This is a genomic window from Streptomyces sp. NPDC043876 (assembly GCF_056435825.1).
In genome coordinates this window covers 111,784-130,325 of record NZ_JBWKDV010000007.1, presented here as the reverse complement: position 1 = coordinate 130,325, position 18,542 = coordinate 111,784, and the positions used below count along the sequence as shown (strand labels likewise).

Genomic DNA, 18,542 nt, shown 5'->3' with positions numbered 1-18,542 from the left:
GCTAGCCCTTGCCGCTGCCCGCGGCGGCGTCCGGCGCGTCCTCCAGCAGGCCCGTGCGCAGGCGCGCCAGGGTGCGCGTGAGCAGCCGGGACACGTGCATCTGGGACAGGCCCAGCCGGTCGCCGATCTCGGACTGGGTCAGCTCCTCGCCGAACCGCAGCGCGAGCAGGGCGCGCTCGCGCTCGGGCAGGACCGACAGCAGGGGCTTGAGGGACTCCAGGCATTCGATGCGGTCGTACGCGTCCTCGTCCTCGCGCAGCACGGGCTGGCTGTCGAAGGACTCCCCTTCGGGTTCGCCCTGCACCGGCGCGTCCAGGGACCGCGCCGAGTAGGCGACGGCGGCCTTGCGGCCCTCCGCCAGTTCCTCTGGGGTGACGTCCAGGCGCTCGGCCAGCTCCTCCTCGGTGGGACAGCGCCCGAGGTCCTGTTCCATGGCGTCCTGGGCCTTGGCGGTGTCCAGCCGAAGTTCCTGGAGACGGCGCGGGACCTTGACGGCCCAGCTGGTGTCGCGGAAGAACCGCTTGATCTCACCGGTGATCGTGGGCATCGCGAAGGTGGTGAATTCAGCCCCGCGCCCGGGGTCGTACCGGTTGATCGCCTTGATCAGTCCGACGGTGCCCACCTGGATGATGTCCTCCAGGGGTTCACTGCGTCCGCGGAACCGGCGGGCGGCGTATTTGACCAGGCTGAGGTTCAGTTCCACGAGGGTGTTGCGGACGTAGGAGTACTCGGCGGTGCCCTCTTCCAAGGCCCGCAGCCGGTCGAACAAGGTCACCGAAAGGGTCCTCGCGTCGGCCGTGCTCACCTTGAGCGGCTCCTCCGGGATGCCCTCCATGAGCTGGTCGCGGTCATCTGTTCGCAGCATGTGGTGCTCCTCCGACGGATGGTCGCACTGCCTGATCGCGGCACGGCCGTCGTGCGAGCTGACCTGTTCGATATACCCGGTGGGCGATGGGCTTACCCGTACGGCCTTACCCGTACGGGTGACGGGCGGCACGCCCCCGGGGCCCGGAGGGAGCACACTGGAGACCCTTGAGGACCGGGAGCCGGGACATGAGCCGGGACAGCAGCCGGGAGACGCGCGGCGCCGGCGGCGACGGTGACGGCGACCACGACGGGCGCGGCGCCGTCCACCACGCCCTGGCCGCCGCCGTCTCGGCACTGACCGCCGAGGTCGCCGGGCTGCACGAGGACCGGGCCCGCAGACGGCTGCTCGACCTGGCCACCGGCGTGCTCGTCGACCAGCTCCGGGTCACCCCCGCCGAGGCCGCCGACCACCTGCTGGAGCTGGCCGTCAGCACCGGTCTCAGCGCCGGTGACCTGGCCGCCGACATCCTGAACGCCGCCGCGAAGTCCCTCGTCGCCGAGGTCCCCGCCGAGGCCCGGCGGATCCGCAGGGCCACGGCGGCCGTCCTCGCCACCGACACCGCGGGGGAGGCCGCCGTCACCCTGCTGGACGGCGGGCTGCGCCGGATCGGGGTGCGCACGCTCTACCTCTGGCGGCGCACCGGCACCGACTGCCTCGCCCTGGCCGGGCAGGCCGGAGCGGGCCCGCAGGAGGCGCGGCACTGGCAGTGGGTGCCGCCGGACACCCCGCTGCACCGGGTGCTGTGGGAGGGCGCCGCCTGGTGGGGCGTGGACGACTGGCTGCCGGGCGGCAGCGGCACCCGGGCGGTCCTGCCGCTGCGCCGCCACGGGCACGTCGTCGGGGTCGCGCTGTGCGTGTGGGACACCGCGCAGGAGCCCGACGAGCGGATCCGGCGCACCGCCGAGCTGCTGTGCGAGCCCTGTGGGGCGCTGCTGGGCGACGCCGAGACGCCCGCGGGCCCGGCCGCGGAAGCGGCGCTGCTGGAGCCGGCCAGCGGCCCCGCGGTGCTGCTGGGGGCGGGCGCCAGGGTGGAGTACGCGAACCCGGCCGCGCGCACGGCGCTGGGGGCGGTGCGCAGCCCGGTGGGCCGCTCCGCCGCCGAGGTGTTCCCGTACGCCTGGAGCGCCATCGCGCCCGCTCTGGACCGCATCGAGCCGCAGCGGCTGGGCCGGGTGGGCGGGCTGGACGACGTACGGGTACTGCCGCTGGGCCGGGGGCGGGCGGCCGTGCTGTGGGAGGCGGCGGCCCTGCGCAGCGAGGCCCTGACCCGGGTGCTGGGACGGCTGGAGCGGGTCGGCTCCTTCGAGGAGGACCTGCTCACGGGCGCCGTGCGCTGGAGCCGCGAGACCTACACGCTCTTCGGGCTGGACCCGGACGCGCCGCCGGTGCCACTGACCCGGCTGGGCGGGCGCCTGCACCCCGAGGACGTACCGCTGCTGGAGGGGTTGCTGGCGGCCCTGGTGGAGGGCCGCCGCGGCGACCGGGCGCTGGTGCGCGTGGTGCGGGCGGACGCCGGGGTCCGGCACGTGCGGATCGCGGCCGAGCCGCTGCTGTCGGGGGCCGCGCTGACCGGGCTGGCCGGGGTCTACCAGGACGTCTCCGCCCAGCACCACACCGAGATCGCGCTGTCGGCGGCGCAGGAGGACGCGACGGCGCGGGCCCGGTTCGTGCTCCAGCTCCAGCGGGCGATCGTGCCCGAGGCGCCCTCGGCGGCCGAACCGGCGGGCGCCCTGGACCTCGCGGTGCGCTACCGGCCGGCCTCCCAGGACTACCTGGTCGGCGGCGACTGGTACGACGTGCTGGTCCTGCCGGACGGCCGGGTGCTGGTCGCGGTGGGGGACGTCGCGGGCCACGGCATCGACGCGGCGACCAGCATGGTCGTGCTCCGCAACGCGCTGCGCGGGCTCGCGGTGACCCGGGCGGCTCCGGGACGGCTGATGGGCTGGCTCAACGAGGTCACCCTGGGGACCCGGGGCGGTCCGACGGCCACGGCGGTGTGCGCGGTGTACGACCCGGTGGCGGGCTCGCTGCGCTGGGCCGTGGCCGGCCATCCGCCCGTCCTGCTGCTGCGCGAGGGACGGGCGCGGATCCTGGAGGCGCCGCAGAACCTGCTGCTCGGGGCGGTGCCGGGGCCGGTCTACGAGGAGGCGGAACTGGGCCTGCTCCCGGGGGACACCCTGCTGCTGTACACGGACGGGTTCGTGGAGCGGCGGCACGTGAGCATGGACCGGAGCCTGGCCGCCCTGCGCCGGGCCGCCCAGCGGGTGGGCGCCGGGCCGGTGGAGGTCATGGCCGACGCGCTGCTGACGGCGGTCACGGGGGACACGGACGACGACACGAGCCTTGTGGTGGTGCGGGTACCGCGCACGGGCGCGGCGCCCGGTGCGGCCGCGGGGCCCGCGCCGGGCGCTGGGCGTTAGAGAGGCGTAAAGGCCGCCTTCCGGGGCGTATGGGCCCCGTCAAGGACGCGTTCGGGGGCCCGCCGGGGGGTTCCACTCGGGGTGTCCGCATGTCGTCCCCGGAACCTCAGGAGCTCACGATGGCCGATCTGGCCTTCGTCGTCACCACGGTCGCGGTCTTCGCGCTGGTGGCCTTCGTCGCCAAGGGGGTGACCAGGCTGTGACCGCCGAAAACGTGGTGGGCCTGCTGGTCGCCCTCGCACTGCTGGGCTATCTGGTCGTCGCCCTCGTGTTCCCGGAGAGGTTCTAGCTCCGATGAGTCCCGTTCTTTCGGGGGTGCTCCAGCTGCTCGCGCTCGTCGCGGCCCTGGCCCTCGCGTACCGCCCGCTGGGCGAGTACATGGCCCGCGTCTACTCCTCCGAGCGGCACTACGCGCCGGAGAGGTGGACGTACAAGGCCATCGGCGCGGATCCGTCCGCGCAGATGCGCTGGCCCGCCTACCTGCGCGCGGTGCTCGCCTTCTCCGCCGTGAGCGTCCTGTTCCTCTACGGCCTGCAGCGCCTCCAAGGGGTGCTGCCCGGCTCGCTCGGCTTCTCGTCGATCAAGCCGGACCAGGCCTTCAACACCGCCGTCTCCTTCGTGGCGAACACCAACTGGCAGTCGTACTCCGGCGAGCAGGCCATGGGCCACGTCGTGCAGACCGGTGGCCTCGCGGTGCAGAACTTCGTCTCGGCCGCGGTCGGCATGGCCGTCGCGGTGGCGCTCGTCCGCGGCTTCGCGCGGTCCCGCACCGGTGAACTGGGCAACTTCTGGTCCGACCTGGTGCGCGGCACCGTCCGGATCCTGCTGCCGATCGCCGTCCTCGGAGCGCTCGTCCTCGTCGGCTGCGGCGTGGTCCAGAACTTCTCCGGGATCCACGAGGTGGGCCAGTTCACGGGCGGCTCGCAGCAGTGGAACGGCGGCGCGGTCGCCTCCCAGGAGGTCATCAAGGAGCTGGGCACCAACGGCGGCGGGTACTTCAACGCCAACTCGGCCCACCCGTTCGAGAATCCGACGCCCTTCTCCAACCTCTTCGAGATCTTCCTGATCCTGCTGATCCCGTCCGCGATGACCCGCACCTTCGGGCGCATGGTCGGCTCCGTCCGCCAGGGCTACGCGATCCTGGCGACGATGGCCACGATCTGGCTCGCCTTCACCGCGCTGATGATGTGGACCGAATTCGCCCACCACGGGCCGGCGCTGCAGCTCGCGGGCGGGGCGATGGAGGGCAAGGAGACCCGCTTCGGCGTGGGCGCCTCGGCGATCTTCTCCGTCGCCACCACGCTCACCTCGACCGGCGCGGTCAACTCCTTCCACTCCTCCTACACGGGCCTCGGCGGCGGCATCCAGATGCTGGGCATGCAGCTGGGCGAGATCGCGCCCGGCGGCGTCGGTTCCGGCCTGTACGGCATGCTGGTCATGGCCGTCATCGCGGTGTTCATCGCGGGCCTGATGGTCGGCCGGACCCCGGAGTACCTCGGCAAGAAGATCGGCACCCGCGAGATCAAGCTCGCCGCCTGCTACATCCTGATCACCCCGGTACTGGTGCTCGGCTTCACCGCGGTGGCGATGGCGCTGAGCGGGCCGCGCGCCTCGATGGCCAACGCCGGTGCGCACGGTTTCTCCGAGATCCTCTACGCCTATACCTCGGGCGCCAACAACAACGGCTCCGCCTTCGCGGGCCTGAGCGCCGACACCCCGTGGTTCAACACCACCATCGGCCTCGCGATGCTGCTCGGCCGCTTCCTTCCCATGGTGTTCGTCCTGGCGCTGGCCGGTTCGCTCGCCGGGCAGCGGCCCGTGCCGGCGACCGCGGGCACCCTGCGCACCGAAAAGCCGCTGTTCACCGGCCTGCTGGTCGCCGCCATCCTCATCATCACCGGACTGACGTACTTCCCGGCCCTGGCGCTGGGCCCGCTCGCCGAAGGGCTCGCCTCATGAGCACCGCCACCCCCACCCGCGCGCCCCACCAGGACGCCCCCGCCGACCGTGCGCCGGACCCCGGGCGGGCCGGCGCCGGCCTCTTCGACCCGAAGCAGCTGCTGACGTCCTTCCCGGACGCCGTCCGCAAGCTCGACCCGCGGGTCATGATCGCCTCGCCCGTCATGTTCGTCGTCCTGACCGGTTCGCTCGTCACGACCGTGCTCGCGCTGATGAACCCGACGGACTGGTTCGGCTGGGCCATCACGGTCTGGCTCTGGCTCACCACCGTCTTCGCCAACCTCGCCGAGGCCGTCGCCGAAGGCCGCGGCAAGGCCCAGGCGGAAACACTGCGCAGGGCCAAGACCGACACGGTGGCCCGCCGCCTGAACGGGGGCGTGGAGGAGCCGGTACCCGGCACCGAACTGCGCGTCGGCGACCTGGTCGTCTGCGAGGCCGGAGACGTCATACCGGGTGACGGCGACGTCGTCGAGGGCGTCGCCTCGGTCGACGAATCGGCGATCACCGGCGAATCCGCCCCGGTCATCAGGGAGTCGGGCGGTGACCGCAGCGCCGTCACCGGCGGCACGAAGGTGCTCTCCGACCGGGTCGTCATCAAGATCACGACGAAGCCGGGCGAGACGTTCATCGACCGGATGATCAACCTCGTCGAGGGCGCCTCCCGGCAGAAGACCCCGAACGAGATCGCCCTCAACATCCTGCTGGCCTCGCTGACGATCGTCTTCCTGCTGGCCGTCGTCACCCTGCAGCCGTTCGCAGTCTACGCGGGCGCCGAGCAGTCGATGATCGTGCTCACGGCGCTGCTGGTGTGCCTGATCCCGACCACCATCGGGGCGCTGCTCTCCGCGATCGGCATCGCCGGAATGGACCGGCTCGTGCAGCGCAACGTCCTCGCGATGAGCGGGCGCGCCGTCGAGGCCGCGGGGGACGTCTCCACCCTCCTGCTGGACAAGACGGGCACGATCACCCTCGGCAACCGCCAGGCCTGCGCGTTCGTGGCGGTCGAGGGGGCCGACGCCGCCGAACTGGCCGACGCGGCCCAGCTGTCCTCGCTGGCCGACGAGACCCCCGAGGGCCGCTCGATCGTCGTCCTCGCGGAGGGAACGTACGGGCTGCGCGCACGCCACCGGGGCGATCTGGCGCATGCCGAGTGGATCCCCTTCACCGCCCAGACCCGGATGTCCGGCGTCGACCTCGACGAGGGCGGGGCCCGCCGCAAGGTCCGCAAGGGCGCCGCCACCTCGGTGCTGACGTGGGTGGAGGAGCGGGGCGGTGCGGCCGCACCCGATGCCCGGGCGACGGTGGACGCGATCTCGGCGGCCGGCGGCACTCCGCTGCTGGTGGCCGTGGAGGACGCCGACGGCGCCCGCGTCCTGGGGGTCGTACATCTCAAGGACGTGGTCAAGGAGGGGATGCGGGAGCGGTTCGACGAGCTGCGCCGGATGGGCATCAGGACGGTCATGATCACGGGGGACAACCCGCTGACCGCGCGGGCCATCGCCGAGGAGGCGGGCGTCGACGACTTCCTCGCCGAGGCCACCCCCGAGGACAAGATGGCCCTCATCAAGCGGGAGCAGGCGGGCGGCAAGCTCGTCGCGATGACCGGCGACGGGACCAACGACGCCCCTGCCCTGGCCCAGGCCGATGTCGGCGTGGCCATGCACACCGGTACGTCGGCCGCCAAGGAGGCCGGGAACATGGTGGACCTGGACTCCGATCCGACGAAGCTCATCGAGATCGTGGAGATCGGCAAGCAGCTCCTGATCACCCGGGGCGCCCTGACGACCTTCTCCATCGCCAACGACGTGGCGAAGTACTTCGCGATCATCCCGGCCATGTTCGCCGTGGTCCACCCCGGCCTGGACAAGCTCAACGTCATGGGCTTGGCCTCGCCCGAGTCGGCCATCCTGTCCGCCGTCGTCTTCAACGCGCTGGTCATCATCGCGCTGGTGCCCCTGGCCCTGAAGGGGGTCCGCTACCGGCCCACCAGTGCCGACAAGATGCTCCGCCGCAACCTCGGTATCTACGGACTGGGCGGCCTCGTCGCGCCGTTCGTCGGCATCAAGCTGATCGACATGCTCCTCTCCCTCATCCCCGGGCTCGCCTGAACTAGGAACGCTGACTTCGATGAACAACTCTGTAGGCAATGCCGCCCGCCTGCTCGGCGCCGGGCTGCGGGCGCTGCTCGCCCTGACCGTGGTCTGCGGCGTCCTCTATCCGCTCGCCGTGACCGGGGTCGCCCAGGCGGCCTTCAGCCACCAGGCCAACGGATCCGAGGTCAGGGACGGGACCGGCACGGTCGTCGGCTCCTCCCTCATCGGGCAGGGCTACGGCGACGACCTCCGCTGGTTCCAGCCGCGGCCCGCGGCCGGACTGGGCCAGAACACGATCAACACCCAGTACGCGCTGCTGGTCTCCGGCGCCTCCAACAAGGCCGCCGACAGCCCGGACCTGGTCAAGGCGGTCCGCGAGGCGCAGGACAAGGTCGTCGCGGACAATACGGTCCCCGGCTTCGCGCCGCGGCCCTCGCAGGTCCCGGCCGACGCCGTCACCTCGTCGGGCTCCGGCCTGGACCCGGCCATCTCGCCCGCGTACGCGGCCCTCCAGGCCCCCCGCGTCGCCGCGCGCAACCATCTCGCTCTGAGCCGGGTGGAACAGCTCGTCGCCGCCCACACCGAGGGCCGCACCCTGGGCTTCATGGGCGAACCGCGCGTGAACGTCCTGGAGCTGAACATCGCGCTGAAGTCCCTGGCCGGCTGAGCCGCTCCCGCCGGACGGGCCCGGACCGCGATGCGGCCCGGACCCGTCGGCAGGGTGGAGCACGGGTCAGGCGCTGTACGGGCGGGTAGTGCGGCCCTCGTTGAGGGTGGTGGTCCACCAGGTCAGGCGGTCCAGCAGGGTCTTGGCCGCACCGGCCGCGCCCTGCGGGTCGTGGGCCCGGCCGCCCTCGGCGAAGTGGTCCCAGGCGCCGTGGAAGCTGACCGTGTCCCGGATCGTGACGCAGTGCAGCTCGGCGAAGACCTGACGCAGGTGCTCGACGGCGCGCAGACCGCCCGAGACGCCGCCGTACGACACGAAGGCGACCGGCTTGGCGTGCCACTGCGTGGTGTGCAGGTCGATGAAGTGCTTGAGGTGCGCCGGGTAACTGTGGTTGTACTCCGGCGTGATGACCACGAAGGCGTCCGCCGCGGAGACGCGCTCGGACAGCTGCTCCAGCGCGGGGGTGCGCGGGGTGCCCCAGTTCGGGTGCTGGGCGGGAAGTTCCAGCGCGGCCACGTCGATGACGTCCACGTCGAAGCCCGCGTGCTCGGTGGCGAGGGCGGTGAACCAGTCGGCGACCGTCGGGCCGAAACGGCCCTCACGGGTGGAACCGACAATGACCGCAAGCTTGTTCACGGGTGCGTTGTTGTCCATGGCAGGGAGGGTACGTGCGCGTCGATCTTGGCTCGGCGACCGGGTGTTTCACGTGAAACAATTGCCTGTTTCACGTGAAACACGTTGTTTCACGTGAAACATCGCTCCACGTCCGCCGGTTGAGGCGATCCGGTCCTCCTCACTCCGTGGCGATGCCGAAGTCGTGCACGAGAGCGGCCAGCCCGCCCGGGTAGCCCTTGCCGCCCGCCACGAAGGACCAGTCGCCGCCGGGCCGCCGTCGGAACGAGCCCAGGACGAGCGCGGTCTCCCCGGGGCGGCCGTCCGACACCTCCAGCTGGTCGAGCTCCGTTCCGTCGGCGGTCAGCAGCCGGATCCGGGCCGCCGCGAAGCCGGCCAGGTCGGCGTGCGGATGGGTGTCGGTGTCCACCGCCGCGACCAGCACCAGCCGGTCGGCGCGGTCGGGGAGGTCGTCGAACGCCACCTCGATCGCGGCCCGGTCCGGCGGGGTGTGCACCCGGCTGCGCACCGAACCGTCGGGTGTGCGGTGGTTGTTGAAGAAGACGAAGTGCTCGTCGCTGAGCACACGCGTCCCCGCGCAGACCAGGGCGCACACGTCGAGCGCGACCGGGCCGGACCAGTACATGCCGAGGACGTTGTACTCGGGCTCCGCCGTCGCCACCGGCCCGGCGGCGCGCTGGGCCGGTACGGCCGCCACCGGGCGGCCGCCGCCGTCACCGAGGCGGCCGCGCAGCCCGTGCCGGTGGAGCAGGTCCACCAGCTCCGGGCCGGAGACCAGCTCCAGCGGTTTGCCCTGGGCGAAGGCGTGCGATCCCGGCCCGAAGCCCGATGTCGTCACCAGTACGCCCTTGTTGGCCCCCGCGTCCTGGACCGTGCCGTACAGGTCGCGCACGGCGGTCGGGGGCACGGTGTTGCGGTAGCGCTTGACCTGCACCACGATCGAGCCGCCGCGGATGGGGGTGGGATCGGTCGCGTCGACGTCCACGCCCCCGTCGTTGGAGCGCTGGGTCATCACGGCCTGCATGCCCATGGCCCGGAACAGCTCGGCGACCAGGCCCTCGAACTCGATGGGGTCCATCGCGAACAGGTCCGGCTCCTCGTCCCCCGCACCGCCGCCGGGCCCGCTCCCGTGCGTGACCACGCCCGAGCCGACGTCCTGCGGCGTCCGGGCAGGACGGACGGCCGCCAGCTGGTCGGGGCGGGCCGAGAGCTGACCGCGCAGGGCGCCGGTCAGACAGTCCACCGGGCTGACCTGGGCGAGGTGGAGGGCGGCGAAGGACGGGCGGGTCGCCATCACGGTCGCCAGGACGATCTGCGCGGGCCGGCCCGTCGCCGGATCGTGGTCGTCGACGTATCCGTTGAGGGCCACCGACTCCAGGGCGCCGAACTCGTCCGCCTCGAACAGGTCCCGCAGCACCAGCAGGGCACACTGCGCCAGCAGGTCGCGGTACACCGCCCGGCGCTGCGCGGTCGGGAGCGGGGACTCCTTGTCCTGGTCCGTGCTCGGCATGTACCGCACCGATTTCGCGGTCGGCACCACGTCGAAGCCCGGCAGTTCCCAGTCCAGCACCAGCTGACGGGCTCCCGGGTCGTAGGCGGCGCTCAGTGCGCGCGGCAGCTCGTCCGGCCAGCCCGCGGACGCGTACAGCGCGGCCGAGAAGTACTCGACCACCGCCTCGGGGTCCCCCGCGCGCAGCGAGGCCGCCAGCTCCGCGATGCCCGCGTTGTGCGCGCGGATCTCGCCGAGCTGCCCGCCCGCCCACCGGTCGTACTGGGCGCGGTACGCGGCGAGTTGCTGCTGCCGCTGCGTTTCGGCGGCCTGGGCCGCGTGCCAGGCCTGGGTGTACCGGGCGTGCGCCTCGGCCTCGGCCTGCGCGCGGCGGCCCGACCCGAGGCCCCAGCCGGTCTGCGGCGGGAACTGGTGCGGCTCCGGCATCGGCACGGGATGGGCCAGCTGTCCGGGGGCGAAAGCCTCGACCTGCTCGGCGCGCCGCAGCGTGGCGATCCGGAAGGCGGGCGCGGCGCAGCCCTGGACGAGCAGCCCCTGGAGGGCGGCGACCTGCCGCTCCAGCTGCTCCGTGAGCCGGCGCGCCTCGGCGTCCCGGTACTGGCGGTAGGCGACCTTCTGCTCGCGCAGGCCCCGGGCCGTGTCCCGTTCCCGGGACCGCTGGAGGCGTTCGCGCTCCCGCTGCTGAAGGGCTTGCGAGCGTTGCTGCTGGCGCTGGGCCTCGGCCCAGATCCCGACCAGTCCACTGGAACGACGACTCATCCGCCCCGGCCCTCCCCGACCCCGTGCGATACCCCCGCAAACCCTAGCGGCTGCACGCCATGCCGAAGAGCCGGTCGCCATTGTCGGTGACCGGCCCTCCGGGCGCGCTCGGTTCCCTGCGGGGTCCTTCCCCCCGGCCGCTACTTGGGCATCAGGACGGTGTCGACGATGTAGACGGTCGCGTTGGCGGTCGGGACGTTGCCGCAGACCACGTTGCTGGTGCCGTTGACCTGGTAGGAGGTGCCGGACCCGGTGGTGGTGACCTTGTCCTTCTCCAGGGTGTCGAAGGAGCCGTTCTCCAGCTGCTTCGGCGTGAGCTTCTGACCCACCACGTGGTACGTGAGGATCTTGGTCAGCATCTCCTTGTCGGCGAGGACCTTGTCCAGGTCCGCCTTCGGGATCTTGGCGAAGGCCTCGTTCGTCGGGGCGAAGACGGTGAGGTCCTTGGCGTTGTTGAGGGTGTCGACCAGGCCCGCCTGCTTGACGGCCGTGACCAGGGTGGACAGGGCCGGGTTGTGGGAGGCGGCCGTGGCGACCGGGTCCTTGGCCATCCCGTCGAAGCTGCCCGCGCCGGTGGCCGGGACGCCGGCACACGCCGGACCGAACGGCTTGTCCGCGGTCATCGCACCGTCCGCGGCGGCGGACGTGGCGGGAGCGGCGCTCTGCGAGTCGGCGGCGGCCGGGCCCGACGCGCTGTCCTTGCCCGAGTCGGAGCAGGCGGCGAGGGCGAAGGGCAACACGGCCGCGGTGGCCACGGCGAGGGTGGTACGGCGGAAACGAAGAGTGGTCATGACGTTCTCCAAAGAGGTGGTTGGGGTGGTTAGCCGGAGGTGACGAAGACGCTGTGCCAGCCGCCCGCTCCGTCGGGAATGGTCTGGGTGCGCCGCTCGGTCTGGAGGGGGCCGGCTCCGTCGGTGGCGCGGACGGTGAGGGTGTGGCCGCCCGGGGTCATCCCGTCGACCGAGCGGGCCACCAGCTGGTCGGCGCGCCCGCCGCGCGAGGGGGCCCGTACGCCCGCCTCGCGGAGGAGGTCGGCCAGCGGGACGCCGAGCCAGAAGTCGGCGTTCGGCGTGGTGAAGGGGCTGATCCCGGGGATCCGCAGGGCGGCCCGGGCCGGTAGCGGAGCGGCCGGGGAAGCGGGCGCGGGCAGCCGTACGGCGTCCCGGGAGGCCACCGCGCCCTGGCCGCGCCGTCGCTCAGGACGCGCCCCAGCGCGCCCGTACCGGTGGCGACGACGGCCGTGGCCCCCGCGACGAGCAGGAAACCGCGCCGGTCGAAGCGGCCCGGGGCCTGCGCCGGCCGGGCCCCGGCGCGGGGCCGGGCCGCCGTCAGCCGCCCGGCGAGCACGTACAGGACCACGGCCCCGGCGGCCGCCCCCACCAGCGAGGGCAGCGCGTCGGCCACACGGGCGGCGTCGGGGCGGCTGAGCGCGGCCACCGTGCCGAGCACGCCGAAGGCGAGGACCCCGGCGGCGCCACCGCGCCGGTGGTGCAGGGCGAACAGCCCGAGGAGCAGGGCCAGGAGGCCGAGGGCGGTGACGATGCCGAGCTGGAGGACGAGCTTGTCGTCCGTCCCGAAGTGCCGGATCGCGAAGTCATTGACCGGGGCCGGGGTGCGGTCGATGGCCGCGCCGCCGACGGCGGTGACCGGGCCCGAGGCGAGCAGTTCCGCGACCGCCGGTGCCGTGTAGCCGGACAGCAGGCCGCTCAGCGCGGCGAGTGCGCCGCGCTCCAGGGCCGATCGGTTGATGGTCACATCTGCCATTCGGCGCCGCGGGCCCCCCGGATGGGTGCGGATCCCGGGATCACCCGGCGGAGCGACCGGCGGGCCGCCCGTTGACGCGCCCGGTTCGCGGGCGCGCGGGGCAATCCGCCGGGGCGTCGGCGCCGAAGTACAGGTGACCCGAGAGGACCGGGAGGACCTGGGATGCCCCGCCCCCACCGGCCACCTGCCACCCGTCACCCCATCCCCACCACCCATGCCGCGCGGCGCGAAGGACGGCCCATGCAAGCGATCCACCGAAGGTTTCCGGCGCGACCGGCGCGACCGGCGCCAACCGTGCGCCCGGCCCGACCACCGCGACCGGAGCGACCCGCGACCACGGAGGTCGCACCGTCCGCCGGGCACACCGGACGCCCACCCGCCGCCCCGCGACGACGGAGGGCCGCCCGGTGAACCGCCCGGCCCGCCTCGGCGGGAGCGAGAGCGCCGCCCCGGCCGCCGGGCCCGACCCGGCCGAGCTGATGGCCCGGGTCGCGCTCGGCGACCAGGACGCCTTCGCCGCCCTCTACGACGTGATCGCCGGACCCGTCTTCGGCATCGTCCTCAAGGTCCTGCGGGACCGGGCCCAGTCGGAGGAGGTGACCCAGGAGGTGATGATCGAGATCTGGCGCGGAGCCGCGCGCTACCAGCGCGCGCAGGGCTCCGTCGCGGCCTGGACGGCCACCCTCGCGCACCGCCGCGCCGTGGACCGGGTGCGCTCCGCGCAGGCGGCCGCGGACCGCGACCACAAGGACGCGCTCGGCTCGCACACCCCGCCCTTCGACGAGGTCAGCGAGCAGGTCGAGACCCGGCTGGAGAGCGAGCAGGTACGCCGCTGCCTGCGCGGGCTGACCGAACTCCAGCGGGAGACCGTCACCCTCGCCTACTACCAGGGCCTGACCTACCGCGAGGTGGCGCAGACCCTGCGGACGCCCCTTCCGACCATCAAGACCCGAATGCGCGACGGACTGATCCGGCTGCGCGACTGCATGGGGGTGACCACGTGAAGACCGAAGACCCGCACGCCCTCACCGGTGCGTACGCGCTCGACGCCCTGGCCCCCGACGAACACGAGGCCTTCGCCCGGCACCTGGACCACTGCCCGTCCTGCGCCCAGGAGGTGCGGGAGTTCGCCGCGACGGCCGCCCGGCTGGCGTCGGCGGCCGCCGCGAGCCCGCCGCCGGAACTCAAGGCGTTGGTGCTGGAGCGCATCGACACCGTCCGCCAACTCCCGCCGCGGCTGCCGGCGCCGGGCCGGTATGCCGTGCTCGCGACCCGGATCCGGCGGCGCGGCGGGGTCTTCGTGGTCGCCGCGAGCCTCGCCGCGGCCGCCGCCTTCGGGGCGGTCGCCCTGGACCAGCACGGGCGGGCCCAACTGGCGGAGCGGGTGCGCCAGTCCGCGCAGCGGGACGCCGACCGGGCCGGAGCGCGGAGCGAGGCGCTGGCCGCGGTGCTCGCCGCGCCGGACGCCCGGACCGCCACCGGCCGCACCGCGAGCGGGAACCGGGTCACCGTGGTGACCTCGGCGGCTCGGGACCGGGCGGTGGTGCTGGCGGGGCAGTTGCCGCCGACGCCGAGCGGGACGACGTACCAGCTGTGGTTCTCGGAGCACGGGTCGATGCGTCCCGCCGGGCTGCTGGGCGGCGGGCACGCGCTGCTGCTGGACGGGGCGGTGGGCGACGCCACCGCGATCGGGCTCACCGTCGAACCGGCGGGCGGCTCCCCCCGTCCGACCACCGCGCCGCTCATGGTGATGGCGCTCCCGGTGTGAGCCGTCCCCGGGGGGCGGGGCCCGGCCGCCCCCTGGGGGACCCCCGGGGGGTTAGCCCCACCCCGGCCGTCCCGCCTGCCGGATGGGACGGCGGCCCCGCGGGAACCACCCTGAGGGCATGACGACCTACACCCGCACGAGCGCCACCCTCGCCCTCTCGGCCGTGACCGTAGCCGCCGCCTTGACCGTGGCCTTCGCCCCCTCGGCCGACGCGGCCGACGGCCGGGCGGACACCGGCCGGCCGGCCCTCGCAGCGGGGACCGGGACGGGCGGCGCGGGGGTGCCGGCGCTGGCCTGGCGGTCCTGCGAACAGCCCGGCGGGCCCGTCGGCCAGGAGTGCGCCGACCTGCCGGTGCCGCTCGACTACCACGACCCCGGCGGCCGCCGGCTCTCGCTCGCGGTCTCCCGGATCCGCAGCGATCGGCCGGGCGCCCGGCGCGGCACGCTGATGGTCCTGCCCGGCGGCCCGGGCGGTTCCGGCGTACAGCGGCTGACCCAGAAGGGCGAGGCGCTGCGCAAGGAACTGGCGGGCACCTACGACCTGGTCGGCTTCGATCCGCGGGGTGTGGGCGCCAGCACCACCGCGAGCTGCGGACTCGCGCCCGAGGACCGCCGGCTGGTCACGCTGCGGTCCTGGCCGGACGCCGACGGCGGCACCGCGGCGAACACGGCCCGCTCCCGCCGGACCGCCGAGGCCTGCGCGGCCAACGGGGGCGCGGTGCTGCGCAGTTTCACCACCGCCAACGAGGTCCGGGACATGGACCGCCTGCGCGAGGCCCTGGGCGAGCGGAAGCTGTCGGCCTGGGGGACCTCGTACGGGGCGTACGTGGGCGCCGTCTACGCGCAGACCCACCCCGGGCGCACCGACCGCTGGGTGCTGGACAGCAGCGGCGACCCCGACCCGGCGCGGGTGGCGCGCGGCTGGCTCGCGAACATGGCGCCGGGCGCCGACGACCGGTTCCCCGACTTCGCGGCCTGGGCGGCCGATCCGGCCCGCGCGGCCGAGGGCCTGCGGCTCGCGGAGCGGCCCGAGGAGGTCCGGCCGCTGTTCCTCGCGCTCGCCGCGACGCTCGACCGCGCGCCCAGGCCCTCCACCACCGGCGGTGCGCCGCTGACCGGGAACGTGCTGCGCCAGGCCGCGCAGAACGCCCTGTACGCCGATGCGGCCTTCCCGGGCCTGGCGCGGCTCGTCCAGCAGGCCCAGGACCCGGCCGCGACCCCGGTGCTGCCGCCCGAACTGGCACAGCCGCTGCGCGAGGAGGACGCGGCGGTCGCCGTCGCGGTCATCTGCAACGACGTGAAGTGGCCGGCCGACACGGCCGCGTACGCCCGCGCGTCGGCCGCCGACCGGGCCGCGCACCCGCTCACCGCGGGCATGCCCGCGAACATCACTCCCTGCGCGTTCTGGAAGGACGCGCCGGTGGAGGAGCCCACCCGGATCACCGGCCGGGGTCCCTCGAACGTGCTGATGGTCCAGAACCTGCGCGATCCGGCGACCCCCTACGCCGGGGCGCTGAAGATGCGCGAGGCCTTCGGCTCCCGGGCCCGGCTGGTCACCGTCGACCACGGCGGCCACGGGGTGTACCTGGGCAACGGCAACGCCTGCGCGGACCGCGCCGTCACCGACTTCCTCACCACCGGCCACCGCCCGCCGGCCGACACGCACTGCGGGCCCGCGGCCGCGGGGAAGTAGCCGCGGGGGAGGTGGCCGGGGGATGCCCCGGCCACCTCCCCCGCTATTCGTTGACGAGGACCGGCACGGAGAGCACCGCGCTCGCCGGTGCCTGCGCGAACCGACCGGCTGGCACCGTGAAGTCGATGCCCCCGCCGGCCGCGCGCGGTCCGTCGTGGTGCTCACCGCCCCGCGCGTCCTCGCCCTCCTCCTGGTAGGGGAAGGCCGCGGTGCCGAGCAGGTGGCCGCTCGCGTCGTAGTACGCCGCGCCGACCTCCAGGGCCAGGACGTCGCTGACGTCGGAGGTGATCGCGAGGTGCCCGGTGACGGACCCCTGCCCGGTGAGTTTCAGCGAGGTCAGCTTCACCCGGTCCGTGAAGGGGCCCTCCTCGACGCGGACCTCGCCCGCCGCGGCCGGCCGCGCCAGTACGGCGGCGGGCGCGGGCGCCCCGCGCGGTGCGGGCATGGCGACGGGAGCGGCGGATCCGGCCGCCTCCCCGGAGCCGCCGGCCCGGTCGGCGCCGTCGGCGGCGGAGCCGCCCGCGCAGCCGGAGGCGAGGACGAGGACGGCGGCCGCGGCGGCCAGCGCCCCGGCGGTGCGGCGGGTGGGACGGGTCATCGGAACGCTCCTGAAAGGGGCCGGGGCCGGGCGGACTCGGTCCGCCCGGCCCCGGCTGCCCGATCGATGGGTCAGTGCTGCTGGGGAGACTTGCCGAACAGCGAGCGGTACAGCTTGCCGTACAGCTCGGTGTTGTTCTGGCTCGCCGCGAAGGCGCTGCCGTTCGGGCCGTACGCGAAGATCGGCACGTCGGCGCCGGTGTGGTTGCCGGACAGGTACGTCAGCCAGAGGCTGGCGTCCGGGCTGCCGTCCTTGACGTCGGCCGGGTCGTTCGGGGTGCGGAAGGTGGCGGGGGCGAAGTTCTTCGCGTCACCCGAGCCCGCACCGTTGACGGCGCCGGTCGAGCGCGCCGGGTCCTTGGCGCCCGAGGAGGGGCGCGAGGTGACGCTGTTGTTGGCGGGGTTGCCCGCGTCCGTGTTGGCCGGGGGAGCGAGGGCCTCGGCGTTGGTGTAGGTGCCCTTCTCGATGATGTTGAAGCCGGCGCACTCGTGGTCCGCCGTGACGACGACCAGGGTGTGCCCGTCCTTCTTCGCGAAGTCGGTGGCAACCTTGACCGCGTCGTCGAAGGCCTTGATCTCGCCCAGGGTCTGGGCGGCGTCGTTGGCGTGCGACCGCTTGTCGATCTGGGCGCCCTCGACCTGGAGGAGGAAGCCCTTCCTGTTCTTGTCGTACCCGCCGCGCTCACCGAGCAGCGAGATCGACTTGCGGGTCATCTCGGCCAGCGTCGGCTCCTGCTTCTGCGCGGCGTCCGCGGGCAGCCCGGCCTTGGCCTGCTCGACGGTGAGGTTGCCGCGGTTGAAGAGGCCGACGACCTTCTTGCCGTTGGCGTGGCTCAGGTCCGTCTTGGTGGCGACCTTCTGGCTGGCGGCCGTCTGGGCGGGCAGCGCGGGGTCGCCGAAGCTGCCGAGCACCTGGTAGCCCTGGGCCTGGAGGGCCTTCTGGTCGTCCGGCTCGAAGCGGGCGAGGCCGCCGCCGAGGATGACGTCGGCGGTGCCGTTGCGCGCGATCTGCTCGGCGATCGGGGTGACCAGCGTCTTGTCCGCGGGCGCGCTCTCGTAGGTACCGTCCTCCTTCTTGGGGAGGCAGGCGGCGTCGGAGTAGACCGGGCCCTGGCAGCCGCGCAGCAGCGCGTGGCTGAACTGTGCGGCCGGGGTGGCGTCGGTGACCTCGGCGGTGGAGACGTTGCCCGTGGCGAAGCCGGCCTTCTTGGCCTGCTCCATCAGCGTGGTGACGCGCTTCTCGTACGAGTCCACGCTCAGCGCGGCGTTGTACGTCTTGACGCCCGTCGACCACGCGGTGGCCGAGCTGGCGGAGTCGGTGACGAGCGCGGGCTTGGAGGTGCCCTTCTCGACGGCGTAGGTGGCGACCGCGCCGGTGAAGGGCAGCGTCTCCATGTTCAGCTTGCCGGACGCCCCGTAGAACCGGTCGCGGGCGGCCGTGACGTGGGTGCGGCCCATTCCGTCGCCGAGCAGGTAGATCACGTTGCGGATCTCCCTCCCCTGGTCGCCGTGCTGGGGAGCCGAGTTGGCGGTGGCCGCGGTCGTGGCGGCCAGGGCGCCGGTCAGGGCCAGTACGGTCAACGTCTTGGCAGGTCTGCGTCGCATGATGCGGGAGGTTTCCCCTCGGAAATGAACGGTGCGGGCACTGCGACGCTAGGAGCGGCACATGAACGGGCCGGTTTCTCCGGGTGACGCGGAGTCGAACAGCGCCGGGCCGGCCGAGCCTCCGGTCCGTGGTGCGACGAGCTGATCGACGACGCGGAGCGTTCGCTCGGCGCGGCTGCCGCGCTCCGGTCGCGGTGATGGCCAGG

15 protein-coding genes and 1 pseudogene are annotated in these 18,542 nt (G+C 73.8%); 8 read left to right on the top strand and 8 right to left on the bottom strand.

Going from position 1 to position 18,542, the window contains the following annotated elements; translation table 11 throughout:
- Position 1 precedes the first annotated feature (1 nt).
- Complete coding sequence (locus AC0693_RS22400) at positions 2-865, bottom strand: SigB/SigF/SigG family RNA polymerase sigma factor (protein ID WP_469316052.1); 864 nt, start codon at positions 863-865, stop codon at positions 2-4.
- A 188-nt stretch (positions 866-1,053) separates the two neighbouring features.
- On the opposite strand from AC0693_RS22400, the gene AC0693_RS22395 reads away from it, so the two are divergent.
- The 5 genes from AC0693_RS22395 to kdpC all read left to right on the top strand — a co-directional run bounded on the left by AC0693_RS22395 (position 1,054) and on the right by kdpC (position 8,007).
- Positions 1,054-3,288, top strand: a complete 2,235-nt coding sequence (locus AC0693_RS22395; RefSeq protein ID WP_478802671.1) for a SpoIIE family protein phosphatase — start codon at positions 1,054-1,056, stop codon at positions 3,286-3,288.
- A 199-nt stretch (positions 3,289-3,487) separates the two neighbouring features.
- Positions 3,488-3,577 carry a K(+)-transporting ATPase subunit F gene (gene kdpF, locus AC0693_RS22390; protein ID WP_356402868.1) on the top strand — a complete coding sequence of 30 codons (90 nt, stop codon included), beginning with the start codon at positions 3,488-3,490 and terminating at the stop codon, positions 3,575-3,577.
- 5 nt (positions 3,578-3,582) lie between these two features.
- On the top strand, positions 3,583-5,247 hold the full coding sequence (gene kdpA, locus AC0693_RS22385) for a potassium-transporting ATPase subunit KdpA (protein WP_478802670.1): 1,665 nt from the start codon (positions 3,583-3,585) through the stop codon (positions 5,245-5,247).
- Positions 5,244-7,355 (top strand): potassium-transporting ATPase subunit KdpB, encoded by a 2,112-nt coding sequence (kdpB, locus tag AC0693_RS22380; protein WP_478802669.1) that lies wholly within the window; start codon positions 5,244-5,246, stop codon positions 7,353-7,355. Before kdpA ends, kdpB begins: the two co-directional genes overlap by 4 nt.
- Positions 7,356-7,374: 19 nt before the next feature.
- Positions 7,375-8,007: a potassium-transporting ATPase subunit KdpC gene (gene kdpC, locus AC0693_RS22375; protein ID WP_478802668.1), complete on the top strand. Its 633-nt coding sequence runs from the start codon at positions 7,375-7,377 to the stop codon at positions 8,005-8,007.
- A gap of 66 nt (positions 8,008-8,073) precedes the next feature.
- Here kdpC and AC0693_RS22370 read toward each other — a convergent pair whose 3' ends face one another.
- From AC0693_RS22370 to AC0693_RS22350, 5 genes and pseudogenes are all read right to left on the bottom strand, one after another.
- A complete protein-coding gene (locus AC0693_RS22370; protein WP_356402856.1) occupies positions 8,074-8,661 on the bottom strand; it encodes an NADPH-dependent FMN reductase in 588 nt (195 codons plus the stop codon).
- Positions 8,662-8,800: 139 nt separating this feature from the next.
- The gene (locus AC0693_RS22365) at positions 8,801-10,909 is read right to left on the bottom strand and encodes a restriction endonuclease (protein ID WP_478802667.1); all 2,109 of its coding nucleotides are present in this window, start codon (positions 10,907-10,909) and stop codon (positions 8,801-8,803) included.
- A gap of 140 nt (positions 10,910-11,049) precedes the next feature.
- Positions 11,050-11,700, bottom strand: a complete 651-nt coding sequence (locus AC0693_RS22360; protein WP_478802666.1) for a fasciclin domain-containing protein — start codon at positions 11,698-11,700, stop codon at positions 11,050-11,052.
- A 29-nt stretch (positions 11,701-11,729) separates the two neighbouring features.
- Positions 11,730-11,861: a hypothetical protein gene (locus AC0693_RS22355; RefSeq protein WP_478802842.1), complete on the bottom strand. Its 132-nt coding sequence runs from the start codon at positions 11,859-11,861 to the stop codon at positions 11,730-11,732.
- Positions 11,850-12,673: pseudogene (locus AC0693_RS22350) on the bottom strand (molybdopterin-binding oxidoreductase); the annotation flags it as partial. The gene AC0693_RS22355 and the pseudogene AC0693_RS22350, both read right to left, overlap by 12 nt.
- Positions 12,674-13,080: 407 nt before the next feature.
- Between AC0693_RS22350 and sigK the strand changes: the two are divergent.
- The 3 genes from sigK (at position 13,081) to AC0693_RS22335 (ending at position 16,134) form a co-directional block, all read left to right on the top strand.
- Positions 13,081-13,677, top strand: coding sequence for an ECF RNA polymerase sigma factor SigK (gene sigK, locus AC0693_RS22345; protein WP_478802665.1), 597 nt, complete (start codon positions 13,081-13,083; stop codon positions 13,675-13,677).
- The gene (locus tag AC0693_RS22340) at positions 13,674-14,441 is read left to right on the top strand and encodes an anti-sigma factor (protein ID WP_469316061.1); all 768 of its coding nucleotides are present in this window, start codon (positions 13,674-13,676) and stop codon (positions 14,439-14,441) included. The genes sigK and AC0693_RS22340 overlap by 4 nt, the downstream gene beginning before the upstream one ends.
- A 118-nt stretch (positions 14,442-14,559) precedes the next feature.
- Entirely contained in the window at positions 14,560-16,134 is a 1,575-nt protein-coding gene (locus AC0693_RS22335; protein ID WP_478802664.1) for an alpha/beta hydrolase, read from the top strand.
- A 43-nt stretch (positions 16,135-16,177) separates the two neighbouring features.
- Here AC0693_RS22335 and AC0693_RS22330 read toward each other — a convergent pair whose 3' ends face one another.
- Both AC0693_RS22330 and AC0693_RS22325 read right to left on the bottom strand, forming a co-directional pair.
- Positions 16,178-16,732 (bottom strand): hypothetical protein, encoded by a 555-nt coding sequence (locus AC0693_RS22330; RefSeq protein ID WP_478802663.1) that lies wholly within the window; start codon positions 16,730-16,732, stop codon positions 16,178-16,180.
- 71 nt (positions 16,733-16,803) lie between these two features.
- Positions 16,804-18,336, bottom strand: a complete 1,533-nt coding sequence (locus tag AC0693_RS22325; protein WP_468467183.1) for an alkaline phosphatase — start codon at positions 18,334-18,336, stop codon at positions 16,804-16,806.
- Positions 18,337-18,542: the final 206 nt, after the last annotated feature.

Bases quoted from the DNA above. Each gene is read 5' to 3' on its own strand.
- AC0693_RS22400 (WP_469316052.1), bottom strand. From the start codon at position 865: ATGCTGCGAACAGATGACCGCGACCAGCTCATGGAGGGCATCCCGGAG.
- AC0693_RS22395 (WP_478802671.1), top strand. From the start codon at position 1,054: ATGAGCCGGGACAGCAGCCGGGAGACGCGCGGCGCCGGCGGCGACGGT.
- kdpA (WP_478802670.1), top strand. From the start codon at position 3,583: ATGAGTCCCGTTCTTTCGGGGGTGCTCCAGCTGCTCGCGCTCGTCGCG.
- kdpB (WP_478802669.1), top strand. From the start codon at position 5,244: ATGAGCACCGCCACCCCCACCCGCGCGCCCCACCAGGACGCCCCCGCC.
- kdpC (WP_478802668.1), top strand. From the start codon at position 7,375: ATGAACAACTCTGTAGGCAATGCCGCCCGCCTGCTCGGCGCCGGGCTG.
- AC0693_RS22370 (WP_356402856.1), bottom strand. From the start codon at position 8,661: ATGGACAACAACGCACCCGTGAACAAGCTTGCGGTCATTGTCGGTTCC.
- AC0693_RS22365 (WP_478802667.1), bottom strand. From the start codon at position 10,909: ATGAGTCGTCGTTCCAGTGGACTGGTCGGGATCTGGGCCGAGGCCCAG.
- AC0693_RS22360 (WP_478802666.1), bottom strand. From the start codon at position 11,700: ATGACCACTCTTCGTTTCCGCCGTACCACCCTCGCCGTGGCCACCGCG.
- AC0693_RS22355 (WP_478802842.1), bottom strand. From the start codon at position 11,861: ATGACCCCGGGCGGCCACACCCTCACCGTCCGCGCCACCGACGGAGCC.
- AC0693_RS22335 (WP_478802664.1), top strand. From the start codon at position 14,560: ATGACGACCTACACCCGCACGAGCGCCACCCTCGCCCTCTCGGCCGTG.
- AC0693_RS22330 (WP_478802663.1), bottom strand. From the start codon at position 16,732: ATGACCCGTCCCACCCGCCGCACCGCCGGGGCGCTGGCCGCCGCGGCC.
- AC0693_RS22325 (WP_468467183.1), bottom strand. From the start codon at position 18,336: ATGCGACGCAGACCTGCCAAGACGTTGACCGTACTGGCCCTGACCGGC.